Genomic DNA, 13,300 nt, shown 5'->3' on the forward strand with positions numbered 1-13,300 from the left:
TTTTATGGGGTTTAAATCTTTTTTTTCAAAAAATTCTAATAATGCCAATGATAGAGAAATTTGGGTTAATACATTATCTAAGATTATAAATCCCGTTTTAACCAATATTGCAAATGAGACTCTTAAAAAGAATATGCCTGTTGAATATGTTAAAGATGAAAGGGCAAAATTTGCACATCTGGAGGCTGTTGGCCGTACTATTTGTGGTATTGCACCATGGTTAGAATTAGGGCCTGATAATAGTAAAGAAGGAAAAATAAGGGAAAAATACATTAATTTAACCACCGAAGGATTAGTGAATATTTGCAATCCAAAATCACAGGATTATTTAATTTTTAACCAGCCGCATCAACCTTTGGTTGACTGTGCTCATTTAACTGAAGGATTACTTAGAGCAAAAACTCAGCTTTGGGATAATATAAATTCTGATGGTCAGGAATTGATTATTGATGCCTTAAAGGAAACCCGTTCAATTCAGCCATGGAATAATAACTGGATTTTATTCCCATCAATGATTGAAGCATTTTTGCTTGAAACCACTGGAGAATATGATGAATTTAGGTTAATGCATGGTGTTAATGTATATATGAATGAATGGTACTGTGGTGATTCCTATTATAGTGATGGACCAAATTTCCATTTTGATTATTACAATAGCTATGTTATTCATCCAATGCTTACAGATATTCTAACTGTTTTACGAAAGCATAATATTGGAGAATATACTTTTTTGGATGCTCATTTACATAGATTAAGGCATTATGCAGGACATTTGGAAAGATTGATATCTCCTGAAGGAACATATCCTGTCGTTGGCAGATCAATGTTATATAGAACTGCTGTTTTTCAAGCTTTAGGTCAGGCATGTTTGTTTGGTTTATATAACGAGGATGTAAAGCCTGAACAGGTTAGAAGTGCATTAACAGCTGTAATTCAAAATCAATTTTCAGACAATGATAATTTTGATAAAAAAGGATGGTTACGCTTTGGATTCAATGGTAATCAACCTAATGTTGCCGAGGATTATAGTAATACCGGTAGCATGTATTTGTGCACAACAGGCTTTTTGCCTTTAGGATTACCTGAAAGTGATAGGTTTTGGTCTGCTCCAAGCGCTGAATGGACTTCACTCAAGGCCTGGAGTGGAAAAGAAATAGATTCAAACATGTATATTAAAGATTGAGCTCGTATAAGTTTCCATAGTTGTATAATTTAATTTCATCTGGAACTTTATAGATTATGTTTTTTGTATCAAATATTTTAGTATTTTCATGAATCAGTGTATAATCAAGATTTTTAAACTCGTTGTGGTCACATAATATTAAAATCAAATCCGCATCACAAACAGCATCTTTAAAGCTGACAAAGCTAGGATTATCTATGTGTGGATCATGGATAGCTATTTCATAGTCTTTTTCTAAATTAGCTATAATTTCATAAGCAGGGCTTTCCCTATCATCACCAGTATTTCCTTTGTATGAAACTCCTAAAACAGCTATTTTACCTTCTTTGATTATTTTTCTCACGTTATCACATACAAATTCCGGCATTGAGTTATTTGTATCTCTTGCAAGCTTAATTATCTTAGCAGTTTCCGGCGCTTTTGAATAAATAAAGTAAGGATCAATTGCAAGGCAATGTCCACCAACACCAGGTCCTGGGGAATGTAAGTTTACTCTTGGATGTTTATTCGCCATTTTAATTACATCAAGGGCATTTACACCAATTTCGGAACAGATTTTTGCAAGTTCGTTAGCTAGTGCAATGTTGACATCTCTAAAAGTGTTTTCCATACATTTTGATAATTCAGCAGTTTTTGCTTCAGTCAACATTAATTCACCTTCTACAAACTGACCATAAACTTCTCTTGCTTTTTTACTACATTTTGGTGTAATACCTCCAATAATACGGTCATTATGAATTAATTCTTCAATGATTCTTCCGGGTAAAACTCTTTCAGGACAGTGTGCAAGATATAAATCTTCACCGATAGTAAATCCGGCTTTTTCAAATATTGGTTTTATTATGTCATCAGTTGACATTGGAGCAATTGTAGATTCTACAATAACAACATTATCTTTTTCTAAACATGGAATTATTGAGTTGCATGCATTGATAACATAACTTAAATCACAGCTATAATTTTCAGCAATATATGGGGTAGGTACGGTAATAATAAATGCATCAGCTTTTTCGGGCTTTAAAGAAGCTTTATATACTTTATTTTTTAAAGCTTGCTTTATTATAGATGATATTCCAGGTTCTTCTATGTGAATGATTCCGTTATTTAAATTTTCAATCATTTTTTCATTAACATCAACTCCAACGACTTCGCAATGATTTCTTGCGAATAATGCTGCTGTTGGAAGTCCTATATAACCTTGGCCAATTACACATACTTTCATTTAAATACCCCTTGTAATTTTAAATAATAATATTGATATATCTTATTTATATAATTAAATTTTTTTGGAGATACAAATGAAAATTTTAATCACTGGTTCAAATGGTATGTTAGGACATGATTTAATTGATGTTTTAGAAGATAAGCATGAATTAATCTTAACTACGTCTTCTTCATTAGATATAACTGACAAAGACCATGTTATTAACTTTATAAAGGAAAATAATCCTGATATTGTTATTAACTCTGCAGCCTATACTAATGTTGATGGATGTGAAGAAAATGTTGAATTGGCATTCGAAGTTAATGGTACTGGTCCAAGAAATTTGGCTTTAGGATGTAGGGAAGTAGGATGTCCACTTCTTCACATAAGTACAGATTATGTATTTAATGGTAAAATTACAAGACCATTGCTTGAAGATGATGAAATTGGTCCTAATTCAGTTTATGGTAAAAGTAAACTTGAAGGGGAAATAGCTATTCAGGAAATTTTAGATAAATTTTTCATTGTAAGAACTGCATGGTTATATGGTGTTAATGGTGGTAATTTTCCTAAAACAATGTTGGAGCTTGCTAAAAATCATCCTGAAATAACTGTTGTTACAGATGAAGTAGGCTGTCCTACATATACTCTTGATTTAGCTAAAGCTATTGGAGAATTGATTGAAACAGATTATTATGGAATTTATCATGTAACTAATTCCGATAGTTGTTCTTGGTTTGATTTTGCAAAATATATTTTCGAAGTTGCAGAAGTTGATGTTAAGGTAATACCTGTTACTGCAGCTGAATTTGCAAGACCTGCTCCAAGACCTTCATATTCTGTTTTAGATAATAAAAAATGGATAGAAAAGGGTTTTAAACCATTAAGAAGTTATAAAGAAGCTGTAAAGGAATATATCAATATAATAAAATAGGTGTGTAAAATGGATAGAAGATTGTTAATAATTGCTATTGCAATTATAGCGTTATTTGGTGGTCTTTTATTATCTGGTTCGTTTGCTCAAAAGAATGTAAAAGTTGAGGAAAATGGCCAGTATTGTACTGTTGATGAAGTTGCTGCTTATATCAAGGAATTTCATAAGCTACCAAGTAATTATATAACTAAGGATGAAGCAAAACAATTGGGGTGGAATGGAGGACCTTTGAAAAAATATGCTCCTGGTAAAAGTATTGGCGGTGATGTATTTACCAATAGGCAGGGATGTCTTCCAAAAACGTCTGCAAAATACATAGAATGTGATATTAATGCAAATGGAACATCTAGAGGGCCTGAAAGAATTGTTTATAACAATGAAACATTTAAAGTATACTATACATCAGATCACTATAATACATTTAAAGAGGTTTAAACTTGCCAGTTTATGAAATTGATGGTAAATTAATTGAAAAAGAAGGTCATAAATATCTAAAAGAAGCTTTAGAGTTTCCGGATTATTATGGTGAAAATCTTGATGCATTATATGATTGTTTATGTGAAATGAGTGGTGAAATTCATTTTAGCAATGTTAGTCATGTTAAAGAATGTATTCTAGATACATTTGATGATGCAAGAAAAGCAAATAAAAATTTAATTATTGAATTTATTTAAAAGTAAGTTTTTTATATTATACTTTTCATAAAATATGATAATAATTGACTTATTTTTAGATTTTCAATATGGAAATAAGCGAGTTAGATTAAATGATTAGGGATAATGCACAAATAAAAAACTTTAATAGGTATTCTTTCTTACTCACTGAGTTAGTTAAAAGAGATATCAGTGGTAAATACAAGGATTCATCATTAGGTTTATTCTGGAGTTTTTTAAATCCATTATTATCAATGATTGTGTTAACAATGGTATTTTCACAATTTTTCGGTGGATCTATTCCAAATTTTCCAGTATACTTATTAAGTGGTAAATTAGTCTTTGATTTATTTGCAAATGCTACTACTGGAGCAATGGACTCAATTAAGGGAAATTCAGAGATTATAAAGAAGATTTATGTTCCAAAATATATGTTTGCAGTTGGAATTGTATGTTCTGAGTTTATAAACTTTTTAATATCACTTATCGTACTTATTGCAGTGATGCTTGTAACAGGAGCACCGTTCTATATGTCTTTGCTCTACTCTCCGATTCCATTATTTTTCTTACTTTTATTAACAATGGGTGTTGGTTTAATTTTAGCAACAGCTACAACATTTTTCACAGATATTAAGTATTTATATGGTGTTTTAATCATGTTGCTATCATTTATGACACCATTATTTTATCCGATTGAAATGATTCCTGAGCAGTATCTGATTCTATTTAAAATAAATCCATTGTATGCTGCTGTAAAATGTTTTAGGGATATTGTATTGGCAGGCACATTCCCTGAAATGAAATTTTTCATTTATCTGGTTATTACATCAATTGCTGCATTGGCTATTGGAATTTATGTATTTAAAAAATACCAAGATGACTTTATATTAAATATTTAGGAGGTAAAAGATGACAATTCAGTTAAGATATCCAAAAAAAGTTTCTCAAAAAGAGGATAGCGAAAAATCTTCATGGGAAAATTTAGAAAACATTCTTCTTGATGATTGGGATGACGTTGCATCTACTTATGTATCTCCAGAACAAAAGCCATCTGTATTTACAATCAGTGACTTTAATTTTAATATTCCTGATGATGCAAGGGTTTCTGAGGTAGTAATTGAGCATGATTTTCACAAAGAATCTTCTCAAGAACCTATTGAAATTGAACCGCCTTTAATTACTCTGATGGTTGGGGATGATGATTTTGAAGTTAATTCCTTTATTAATGCAGATATTTATCCCGCTGATCGTAGTGTATCAATACCTTTGGAAGATATAAAAGGTGAGGATGTTAAAGGGGATAATTTTAGTATAAAATTTGAATTTCCTGAAAATTTAAATAATCATAGTGGACTGTTATTCTTTGATTTTGTTCGTGTAAGACTAATCTTTGATATTAAAAGATATATTTTAAGCAGTGGTGAAACCAATTCTTATTTCCCGACTGAAGAAAAACCAATCCAATTGGCAGTTGGAGATGAATTTAGATATTCTCTTTACTTTAAAAATGTAAATGGTGTTTCAACGGACCGTCAGGAAGTAAAGTTTAATATCCCCGAAGGATTTGAAATTGTAAAGCATTATTTTAAAGCATCAAAGATTAATAAATTAACAGATGATGATATTGATGAAGAATTGTATGAAGATGAGTTTGATGAAGAAAAACTAATATGGTATCCGTCTGTTAGAGGTAAAGGTTCAGCAGCTATTAGATTAGTTTTAAAATGTACTCAGGAAGGTCTTAAAGCATTATCAGGTTATAATGAAAACTTTGGTGTAACTCCTAATTTCTATGTTGAAGTTCATGATAAAGATTTTGAAAGTCCTCCAAACATGTTTGATGAAACAACTAATGTGTGGGGTACAGAATTAGGAGATGATGAAGAATATCAATTAATCAATCAGAATATAGTCATTGATGTAGAAAATGTATCAATGGAATTTAAAAAAGCACAGGAAAAAGTTGATAATCTCAAGGAATATTGTATTAAATGGGTTAAAAGAGAATTAAAACCTAAAAATAAATTTAAAGCTCTTGATAATGTTTCATTTTCTGTTCATAAAGGTGAAAGAGTTGGAATTATTGGTTTTAATGGTGCCGGTAAAAGTACTATTTTAAAAATATTATCTGGTGTTTTAAAACCAACTTCCGGAAAAATTCAAACTTATGGAACTATTGCTCCATTACTTGAACTTGGTGCAGGTTTTGACCATAATTACAGTGGACGTGAAAACGTATTTTTAAATGGGGCTATTTTAGGTTATTCCAGAGAGTTTTTAGAAAGTAAATATGATGAAATATTGGAATTTTCTGAATTAGGTGATTTCATAGATATTCCAATTAAAAATTACTCTTCAGGTATGGTAGCAAAATTAGGTTTTTCAGTTGCAACTATTGTGGAACCTGATGTTTTAATTTTGGATGAAGTATTGTCTGTTGGAGACGTAAAATTTCAGAAAAAAAGTGGAGATAAACTTAAATCCATGATGGGTTCCGGTGTAACTGTGTTACTTGTATCACATGCAACAGATAACATTCGTGAATTATGTACCCGTGCAATCTGGCTTGATCAAGGTAAATTGGTCATGGACGGGGATGTTGATTATGTCTGCGATGCATATATTGAAGCAGCTAAAAAGGCATCTGAAGAACAGTTAAGCGGACTAGATTTACAATAATTTTTTTATTTTTTAATCTTTTTAATAGTTATTTTAATTAATTATTAGTTATAAAATATTAATCATATTTAAAAATTTTATAAGTGATTATATGAAAGGTATTGTACTTGCTGGTGGTTCTGGAACTCGTTTGTATCCTATTACTAAGGCGGTTTCTAAGCAGTTATTACCGTTATATGATAAACCGATGATTTATTATCCTATTTCTGTTCTTATGCTTGCAGGAATTAAAGAGATTTTGATTATTTCTACTCCTCGTGATTTGCCTATGTATAAGGATTTGTTAGGTGACGGTTCTTCATTCGGTATTAGTTTTGAGTATGCTGTTCAGGAACATCCTAATGGTCTTGCTGAAGCTTTCATAGTTGGTGAAGACTTTATTGGTGATGATAATGTTGCTTTAATTTTAGGAGATAATATTTTCCATGGACACAGATTTACAGAAATTTTGGAACGTGCTACTAATCTTGATGAAGGAGCGGTTATTTTCGGTTATTATACTAATAATCCTGAAGCTTTTGGTGTTGTTGAGTTTGATGATGACTGGAATGTTTTATCTGTTGAGGAAAAGCCCGAACATCCTAAATCCAATTATATTGTTCCGGGATTATATTTCTATGATAATGATGTAATTGAAATTGCTAAAAATGTAAAACCATCCGATAGGGGAGAGGTTGAGATTACTTCTGTCAATGAAGAATATTTGAATCGTGGAAAACTTAAAGTTGAACTTTTGGGCCGTGGAATGGCATGGTTGGATACTGGTACTCATGCAGGTCTTTTAGAAGCAGCCAATTTCATAGAAACAGTTCAGAAAAGACAAAGTTTATACATTGCATGTCTTGAAGAAATTGCATATCTTAAAGGTTACATTACAAAAGAACAATTACTAAAAACAGCTGAAGAGCTTAAAAAAACAGATTATGGACAATACTTATTTAATTTAGCAGAAAGGTGATATTAATGGGTCAATTTAAATTTACAGAATGTGATATTGAAGGAATGTTCATTGTTGAACCTGCGGTTTTCGGTGACAATCGCGGATATTTCATGGAAACTTATAATGAGAATGATTTTAAAGAAGCTGGTTATGATTTAACTTTTGTTCAGGATAATCAGTCTTCATCATCAAAAGGAGTACTTAGAGGCCTTCATTTGCAGTTAACACAACCTCAAGGTAAATTGGTGCGTGTTTTGAAAGGTGAGGTTTTTGATGTTGGTGTGGATTTACGTGCTGATTCTCCTACTTATGGTGAATGGTTTGGTGCAATTTTATCTGATGAAAACAAAAAGCAGTTGTTTATTCCACCTTGCTTTGCTCACGGATTTTTAGTGTTATCAGATCATGCGGAATTCGCTTATAAGTGTACTGATTTTTATAATGGTCCTGATGAAAGTGGAATTATTTGGAATGACCCGGATATTGGAATTGACTGGCCAATGGATGGTATTGATGAACTAATCTTTTCAGAAAAGGATGAAAAATGGCAGACTCTTGCAGAATCACAAATTAAATATTAATGGGCGTTTTATTTATGAGTACTATTTTAATTACTGGTGGAGCAGGCTTTATCGGAAGCAATTTCGTTAAATACATGTTGGATAAGTATTCCGACTATGATATTATTAATTTGGATGCTCTAACTTACTGCGGAAACCTGGAAAATCTAAAAGATATTGAAGATATGGATAATTATACATTTGTTAAAGGCGATATAAGGGATAAAGAATTGGTTAATGATTTGGTAGCCAAATCTGACTATGTTATTAACTTTGCCGCTGAAAGCCATGTCGATAGAAGCATAACTGATCCAGAAATATTCATTAAATCCAATGTATTGGGAACACAGGTATTATTGAATGCAGCAAAAGAATTTGGTGTTGAAAAATACATTCAAATCTCAACCGATGAAGTTTATGGAACTTTAGGAGAAACAGGATATTTCTCTGAAACTACTCCGTTACAACCAAACAGCCCATATTCAGCATCCAAAGCTGGAGGAGATTTAATTACAAGAGCATATTTTGAAACTTTTGATTTACCAGTTAATATTACTCGATGTTCCAATAATTACGGTCCTTATCAATTTCCAGAAAAACTGATACCTTTAATGATATCCAATGCACTGGAGGATAAAAAATTACCAATATATGGTGATGGAAAAAACATACGTGACTGGTTACATGTATACGACCACTGCCAAGCAATAGATTTGGTATTGCATGAAGGAAAACTTGGGGAAGTTTATAATATTGGTGGACACAATGAAAGGCAAAACATCCAAATCGTAAAACTAATACTTGAAGCTTTAGGAAAAGATGAATCACTTATAGAATTTGTAGCTGACAGATTAGGCCACGACAGACGCTATGCAATTGATGCAGATAAAATCCGCAATGAACTTGGATGGGAGCCAAAATACACCTTCGAAACTGGTATAAAAGAAACAATTCAATGGTATTTGGATAATCAGGACTGGATGGACCAGGTGAAAAGTGGAGAATACCAACAATACTACGAAAAAATGTATAATAATAAATAAAGGGCGAAATCATGGATGTTAAGATTTCAGTAGTCTTACCTGTTTATAATGTTGCCGACTATCTTAGAAAATGTTTAGATAGTTTAGTTAATCAGACTTTTAAGGATTTTGAAGTTATTTGTGTAAATGATGGGTCTACTGATTTATCTTTAGGTATTCTTGAAGGTTATGCATTAACTGATTCAAGATTTAAAATTATATCTCAGGAAAATCAGGGATTGAGCGGAGCTCGCAATACTGGAATCGAACATGTCCAAGGCGAATATGTTTTATTCGTTGATTCAGATGATTGGTTAGAGGAAAACGCTTTGGAATTATTATATGAACATGTTAAAGGTTTCAATTCTGAAATAACAATGTTTAAATTTAAATTTTTTGATGATGATACTTCAGAGATTAGTGAGGATCAATTTACAAATTTAGAAGTGATTAATCCCGCATTGTATACAGGCAATTTCTCTTATTATGATGTTTTAGATATTATTTTTAAGATATCTCATGCACCCTTTAATAAATTATATAAAACTTCTTTTTTAAGGGAGTTGGATGCTAAATTTTTATATGGTTCCTATTATGAGGATGTGGAATTTTTTTACAAGGTCTTTTTCAAAGCTAAAAAAGTTTCAGTTCTTCCGCAATATCTTTATTATTACCGTATTCGTGATTGTTCCATATCAACCAGTGGTGATGAAGGTTCTTTTGATATATTTAATGTGTTGGAATCCACTAAACAAAATGTAATCGATGCTAAAATTTATGACGATGTAAAACAAGGTTGGTTAATGTTTATCATTGTAAATTTAAAGTTTGTTTACTTTAGATTAAATGATAATTATAAAAATCAATTTATTGACAAAATGAAAGAGAAATTCGATGATTATGAATTAAATGATGTTGTTTTTAGTGAAGAATGGCATTATTCAGACAGGGCTTTTTATGAATCTATTCAAGTATCAGATAATTATAAGGAATTTAATTTGAATAGTGAAAAAGTTTCTTATGAAATTTTGGCTAAACATTATGAAACTTTATCTAATGTATATAAAAATCAGATTGATGAATTAACTGCAGAGAATAATCGTTTAAAAGAAGAGTTAAATTCTTCTATTAAATCCAAGTTTAAAAAAATTGTGAAATCATGAAGAATAAATTAAGTGTTATAATACCAGTTTATAATGGTGAAGAATATCTCAGGCAATGTTTGGATTCTGTTGTGAATCAAAGTATTGGTATTGACAATATTGAAGTAATTATTGTAAATGATAATTCTACTGACAATAGTTTAAATATAATTAATGAATACTGTGATAAATATCCTAGTTTTAAACTTATATCAAATAATTCTCAATTAGGAGCTGGTGAATCTAGAAATAAAGCTATTGGTGAAGTTAAATCTGATTATTTAACTTTTATTGATTGTGATGATTTTATTTCTTTAAATGCTTATGAAGATTCATTATCAAAAATTGAGGAATCCGGTGCCGATTTATTAATTTTCAATTGGGAAACTTATACAGGTACAGATTATGTAGAGCCAATTAATATTCATCAGCAAAATACTTTAGAAAATAAATTAATTAATTCAATTGATGAAAATCCTAAATTAATATTTTCGACTCCTTCGTGGAATAAAATATATCATAAAAGCTTATTTAAATATTTAAAATTCTCTAATGCTTTGTATGATGATAATCTGGCTGTTGTTAGTTCACTTATTAATGCTTCTAAAATATTTTTATCAAAAGATGCCACATATTTCTATAGAAAGAATTTAACATCAACAACTGAAAATATTACACCACAGCACGCTATTGATTTATCTGAGTCAGTTAAGGAATTATATGATTTAAATAATAGAAATGTTGCTTTATTAAATGTAAAATTTATTAATGATGTTTTATTCTGGATATATTATTATGATTGGCCTATTCCCGATGAAATTGCTGTAATTTCTAAATTAAGAGAATCTGCATATAATATTTCAGCAAAAGATTTGGATTATTTTAGACAATTATTCCCGGATTACGAAGTATTTTATAGAAAAGATTGCTTAGATTTAAATAATTTTGATAGTGAAACATTTTTAGCTAAATATAAGTATTTTAATAGATTGAATAAAATAAAATCTACTGCAAGTTTATATATTGATAATGGAAGTGGGTTTAATGAAGATTCTAAAATATCTGTTGAATATATTCCTCAGAAAAATAACAAATTAAGTTTTGACTTGAGCAAATATTCAAATATTGTCAGTATTCGTTTTGATCCTTTGGAAGGTTCATTCATTAAGTCTAAAATAAATAATATTGCAGTTACTGATGCAAATTGCGATAATTCAATTAATGATGATTATCAGATATTTTTAAATTTGGATCCCAATTATATTTTTAACACTGAGTTAAATGAAGAGTTAATAATAGATTTTGATTTGGAATTCATAAACGATGGTGAATTAGCTAGTCTTTTTGTTGAGAAAAATGCTATTATTGCTGAAAAAAACAATATTATAAATGAGATTAATCATAAAGATAAAAAAGGTAGATTTAATTTTTTTAAGTAGGGAAACTATGGTAACTTTCAACGATTTCTTAATAAAATCAAAATTTAATATGAAAAAAGCTAAACTTTATCAAGAAAGCTATTATAAGATTATGGAATCCGGTTTATTTGATAAGAATTATTATATTAATGCTTATCCTCATATTAAAAAATCAGGAATGGATCCTTTAGTTCATTATTTATTTTATGGAGCTGGTGAAAATAAACTCCCTTCTCCAACATTTAATCTTAAAAGATACTTACAGGAATATCCGGAAATCGAAAAAAATAATTTAAATCCTTTAATACATTATATTGATAATAACAGTACTGGATTTACTTTGGATAAAAGTCCTTTTGAGTTAAGAAAGGAAAAAATCATCGATACAAATAAAATGTTTTTATCTAACTATGAATTTGAAAGTGAACCCTTAGTTTCAATTATTATTCTTAATAGAAACGGTCTTGAACATTTACAAAGGTTATTCGATAATTTTGATGATAAAACAAATTATTCCAACTATGAAATAATTGTCGTTGACAATGCATCTTCTGATGAGTCTGTTAGTTTTTTAAAGAGTTTAAACTTACCTATTACTCTAATTGAAAATTCTGAAAATGTTAGTTTTTCTAAAGGTAATAATGATGCTGCAAATATTGCAAACGGTGATTATTTACTTTTATTAAATAATGATATTGAGCCTACATATGGTTGGTTGAATGAAATGGTAGGATGCATGTTAAATAATGAAAATGTAGGTTCTGTTGGAGCCAAATTAATATTTCCGTATTATGAAGACATGAAAAATCAAGGCAAATCCTATTGTATTCAACATGCAGGCGTAAAATTTAGAGAGGAAAGAACACCTTATATTTATGGTCCTTATCATGAAAACATGTTCTCTACATTAATATTTTCATCTGATGTTAATCATCAAAAAGAAGTCATTTCCAATACTGCAGCATGTCTTTTAGTTCCAAAAGACGTTTATTTTGAGTTTGGAGGTTTAGATGAGACTTATTTCTATGGGTATGAGGACATTGATTTTGCATTAAAGTTATATCAAAATAATTATAAATCAATTTTCAATCCTTTCGCTTTATTATTCCATCACGAGTCAGCTACTCGTGTTGAAGATGAAGACAAGAAAAATCAACTTAATTATAAAAATATTATGTATTTTTTAAGCAAATGGGGCGATTTACTTTTTAAAAAGTTATTGATTGATAAAATTGAACAAAATCATTTTTTCACGGATAAAAAAATTGATATTTCAATCATTTCAAAAAATGATGAATTTATTTCTAATCTGGTAAAAGATTTAAATAATAGGGATTTCAATGTTAAAATAATTCCAAATTTAAATAATTTTGATATTGGTGAGGATTGTGATATTTTAATATCCAATGATAAGAATTATGATGTTGATAAAATCGTTTCAAGATTGAATTTAATTAAGGTTTTAATTTCTAATGAAAATGATTCTCGATATGATATTTGTTTAGATAAATGCGAAAATTATTCTGATAAATTAATGGATATAATCAAAGAAGAGTATTTGTGAT

Annotated in this window: 13 protein-coding genes; 12 read left to right on the forward strand and 1 reads right to left on the reverse strand. The window is 29.7% G+C overall.

The genetic code is table 11. The features are described from left to right. The first annotated feature begins 4 nt into the window (after nucleotides 1-4). The gene (locus ACKI5C_RS06115; protein WP_407432293.1) at nucleotides 5-1,183 is read left to right on the forward strand and encodes a DUF2264 domain-containing protein; all 1,179 of its coding nucleotides are present in this window, start codon (nucleotides 5-7) and stop codon (nucleotides 1,181-1,183) included. On the opposite strand, the gene ACKI5C_RS06120 is transcribed toward ACKI5C_RS06115, so the two are convergent. Beyond that, entirely contained in the window at nucleotides 1,173-2,405 is a 1,233-nt protein-coding gene (locus ACKI5C_RS06120) for a nucleotide sugar dehydrogenase (protein ID WP_407432294.1), read from the reverse strand. The two genes, ACKI5C_RS06115 and ACKI5C_RS06120, sit on opposite strands and share 11 nt — an antisense overlap. Before the next feature lie 76 nt (nucleotides 2,406-2,481). On the opposite strand from ACKI5C_RS06120, the gene rfbD reads away from it, so the two are divergent. The 11 genes from rfbD to ACKI5C_RS06175 all read left to right on the forward strand — a co-directional run bounded on the left by rfbD (nucleotide 2,482) and on the right by ACKI5C_RS06175 (nucleotide 13,299). Further along, nucleotides 2,482-3,321 carry a dTDP-4-dehydrorhamnose reductase gene (gene rfbD / locus ACKI5C_RS06125; protein ID WP_407432295.1) on the forward strand — a complete coding sequence of 280 codons (840 nt, stop codon included), beginning with the start codon at nucleotides 2,482-2,484 and terminating at the stop codon, nucleotides 3,319-3,321. 9 nt (nucleotides 3,322-3,330) lie between these two features. Next, nucleotides 3,331-3,756 carry a ribonuclease domain-containing protein gene (locus ACKI5C_RS06130; protein ID WP_407432296.1) on the forward strand — a complete coding sequence of 142 codons (426 nt, stop codon included), beginning with the start codon at nucleotides 3,331-3,333 and terminating at the stop codon, nucleotides 3,754-3,756. Between the two features lie 2 nt (nucleotides 3,757-3,758). Beyond that, complete coding sequence (locus tag ACKI5C_RS06135; protein WP_407432297.1) at nucleotides 3,759-3,995, forward strand: barstar family protein; 237 nt, start codon at nucleotides 3,759-3,761, stop codon at nucleotides 3,993-3,995. Nucleotides 3,996-4,087: 92 nt separating this feature from the next. Next, the gene (locus tag ACKI5C_RS06140) at nucleotides 4,088-4,873 is read left to right on the forward strand and encodes an ABC transporter permease (protein WP_407432298.1); all 786 of its coding nucleotides are present in this window, start codon (nucleotides 4,088-4,090) and stop codon (nucleotides 4,871-4,873) included. Nucleotides 4,874-4,883: 10 nt separating this feature from the next. After that, on the forward strand, nucleotides 4,884-6,653 hold the full coding sequence (locus ACKI5C_RS06145) for an ABC transporter ATP-binding protein (protein WP_407432299.1): 1,770 nt from the start codon (nucleotides 4,884-4,886) through the stop codon (nucleotides 6,651-6,653). Nucleotides 6,654-6,744: 91 nt separating this feature from the next. After that, nucleotides 6,745-7,611 carry a glucose-1-phosphate thymidylyltransferase RfbA gene (rfbA, locus tag ACKI5C_RS06150; protein WP_407432300.1) on the forward strand — a complete coding sequence of 289 codons (867 nt, stop codon included), beginning with the start codon at nucleotides 6,745-6,747 and terminating at the stop codon, nucleotides 7,609-7,611. Between the two features lie 5 nt (nucleotides 7,612-7,616). Continuing rightward, nucleotides 7,617-8,174, forward strand: a complete 558-nt coding sequence (rfbC, locus tag ACKI5C_RS06155) for a dTDP-4-dehydrorhamnose 3,5-epimerase (RefSeq protein ID WP_407432301.1) — start codon at nucleotides 7,617-7,619, stop codon at nucleotides 8,172-8,174. A gap of 14 nt (nucleotides 8,175-8,188) precedes the next feature. Beyond that, nucleotides 8,189-9,196, forward strand: a complete 1,008-nt coding sequence (gene rfbB, locus ACKI5C_RS06160) for a dTDP-glucose 4,6-dehydratase (RefSeq protein WP_407432302.1) — start codon at nucleotides 8,189-8,191, stop codon at nucleotides 9,194-9,196. Nucleotides 9,197-9,207: 11 nt separating this feature from the next. Next, the gene (locus ACKI5C_RS06165; RefSeq protein WP_407432303.1) at nucleotides 9,208-10,338 is read left to right on the forward strand and encodes a glycosyltransferase family 2 protein; all 1,131 of its coding nucleotides are present in this window, start codon (nucleotides 9,208-9,210) and stop codon (nucleotides 10,336-10,338) included. Next, nucleotides 10,335-11,756, forward strand: coding sequence for a glycosyltransferase family 2 protein (locus tag ACKI5C_RS06170; RefSeq protein WP_407432304.1), 1,422 nt, complete (start codon nucleotides 10,335-10,337; stop codon nucleotides 11,754-11,756). Before ACKI5C_RS06165 ends, ACKI5C_RS06170 begins: the two co-directional genes overlap by 4 nt. A gap of 7 nt (nucleotides 11,757-11,763) precedes the next feature. Next, the gene (locus ACKI5C_RS06175; protein WP_407432305.1) at nucleotides 11,764-13,299 is read left to right on the forward strand and encodes a glycosyltransferase family 2 protein; all 1,536 of its coding nucleotides are present in this window, start codon (nucleotides 11,764-11,766) and stop codon (nucleotides 13,297-13,299) included. Nucleotide 13,300: the final 1 nt, after the last annotated feature.

It is taken from the genome of Methanobrevibacter sp. (assembly GCF_045646045.1).
Taxonomy (GTDB): Archaea; Methanobacteriota; Methanobacteria; order Methanobacteriales; family Methanobacteriaceae; genus Methanocatella.

Coding starts and splice junctions, on each gene's coding strand:
- rfbC (WP_407432301.1), top strand. CDS start 7,617: ATGGGTCAATTTAAATTTACAGAATGTGATATTGAAGGAATGTTCATT.
- ACKI5C_RS06140 (WP_407432298.1), top strand. CDS start 4,088: ATGATTAGGGATAATGCACAAATAAAAAACTTTAATAGGTATTCTTTC.
- rfbA (WP_407432300.1), top strand. CDS start 6,745: ATGAAAGGTATTGTACTTGCTGGTGGTTCTGGAACTCGTTTGTATCCT.
- ACKI5C_RS06120 (WP_407432294.1), bottom strand. CDS start 2,405: ATGAAAGTATGTGTAATTGGCCAAGGTTATATAGGACTTCCAACAGCA.
- ACKI5C_RS06130 (WP_407432296.1), top strand. CDS start 3,331: ATGGATAGAAGATTGTTAATAATTGCTATTGCAATTATAGCGTTATTT.
- rfbB (WP_407432302.1), top strand. CDS start 8,189: ATGAGTACTATTTTAATTACTGGTGGAGCAGGCTTTATCGGAAGCAAT.
- ACKI5C_RS06170 (WP_407432304.1), top strand. CDS start 10,335: ATGAAGAATAAATTAAGTGTTATAATACCAGTTTATAATGGTGAAGAA.
- ACKI5C_RS06175 (WP_407432305.1), top strand. CDS start 11,764: ATGGTAACTTTCAACGATTTCTTAATAAAATCAAAATTTAATATGAAA.
- rfbD (WP_407432295.1), top strand. CDS start 2,482: ATGAAAATTTTAATCACTGGTTCAAATGGTATGTTAGGACATGATTTA.
- ACKI5C_RS06145 (WP_407432299.1), top strand. CDS start 4,884: ATGACAATTCAGTTAAGATATCCAAAAAAAGTTTCTCAAAAAGAGGAT.
- ACKI5C_RS06165 (WP_407432303.1), top strand. CDS start 9,208: ATGGATGTTAAGATTTCAGTAGTCTTACCTGTTTATAATGTTGCCGAC.
- ACKI5C_RS06115 (WP_407432293.1), top strand. CDS start 5: ATGGGGTTTAAATCTTTTTTTTCAAAAAATTCTAATAATGCCAATGAT.